The sequence below is a fragment of the Pseudonocardia tropica genome (genome assembly GCF_040105315.1).
Lineage (GTDB): Bacteria > Actinomycetota > Actinomycetes > Mycobacteriales > Pseudonocardiaceae > Pseudonocardia > Pseudonocardia alni.
The window spans coordinates 1-1,174 of the sequence record NZ_JBEDNP010000090.1 but is presented as its reverse complement, the minus strand read 5'-3'; the positions used below and the strand labels follow the sequence as shown (position 1 = coordinate 1,174).

The 1,174-nt window shown below is 69.3% G+C and carries 1 pseudogene; it reads right to left on the bottom strand.

Annotated elements, in window-relative coordinates:
• Nucleotides 1–1,124: pseudogene (locus tag WHI96_RS27700) on the bottom strand (IS3 family transposase); the annotation flags it as partial.
• Nucleotides 1,125–1,174 lie beyond the last annotated feature (50 nt).

The window sequence follows — 1,174 nt, the reverse complement described above, 5'->3', positions numbered from 1 at the left end:
GACCGTGCGCCACGGACCTCTCGGCTTGATCAGCTCGGTCTTGAACAGCCCGATCGTCGACTCCGCCAACGCGTTGTCATACGCGTCGCCCACCGACCCGACCGAGGGCGCCGCGCCGGCCGCGGCGAGTCGTTCGGTGTAGGCGATGGACCGATATTGCGACCCCGCATCCGAGTGTGCGACCAGCTCGGACAGGTCCTTATGGCCCTGTCGGGCGCGAGTCCATACCGCGTGTTCGAGGGCATCGAGCACCAGCTCGGTACGCATCGACGTGGCCGCGCGCCAGCCCAGGATCCGCCGCGAACAGGCATCGATGACGAAGGCGACGTAGACCATCCCCGACCACGTCGGCACGTAGGTGAAGTCAGTAACCCAGAGCTGGTCCGGGGCCGGCCGGTCGAACCGGCGCTCGACCAGGTCACCGGCCCGCGGCCCACCACCGTCGATCGTGGTGCGGACCCGGCGTCCGCGGCGGACCCCGGCCAGCCCCGCCGCGCGCATCAGCCGCTCGACCGTGCATCGGGCGACGTCGATGCCCTCGCGGCCCAGCTGGATCCAGACCTTCCGAGCGCCGTAGACGCCATAGTTCTCGGCATACACCCTGCTGATCTGAGCGGTCAGTTCCTCGTCACGCACCTGCTGTCTGCTCGGGGCCCTCAACGCCGCGGCGCGGGCGGCGTAGTAGGTCGACGGGGCGATCGCCACGCCCAGCTCGGCGAGCTGGGCGCAGATCGACGCGACACCCCACCGCCGTCCCACCGTGGAGCGGGCGGCGTGCTGGTCGATGAACCTCACCAACGCTTGTGTGGCCGGTCGATCTCGGCCGCGAAGAAAGCCGAAGCAGCCTTGAGGATCTCGTTGGCCCGCTTGAGCTCCGCGACCTCCCGGCGCAGCCGCTTGACCTCCTCGGACTCCTCAGTGGTGGTGCCCGGCCGGACACCACCGTCGATCTCGGCTTGACGGACCCACTTGCGCACCGTCTCCCCGGTGCCGACCCCGAGCTTGGTGGCGACGGCGTTCATCGCCGCCCACGGCGAGTCGTAGTCCGACTCGACCTCGGCGACCATGCGCACCGCCCGCTCACGCAACTCCGGCGGATACGGCGGCTGGGAACGACGTGTCATGACTCCATCTCCTCAGAAGATCAAGTCTCCCGACACGCCGGGGCGGTTCA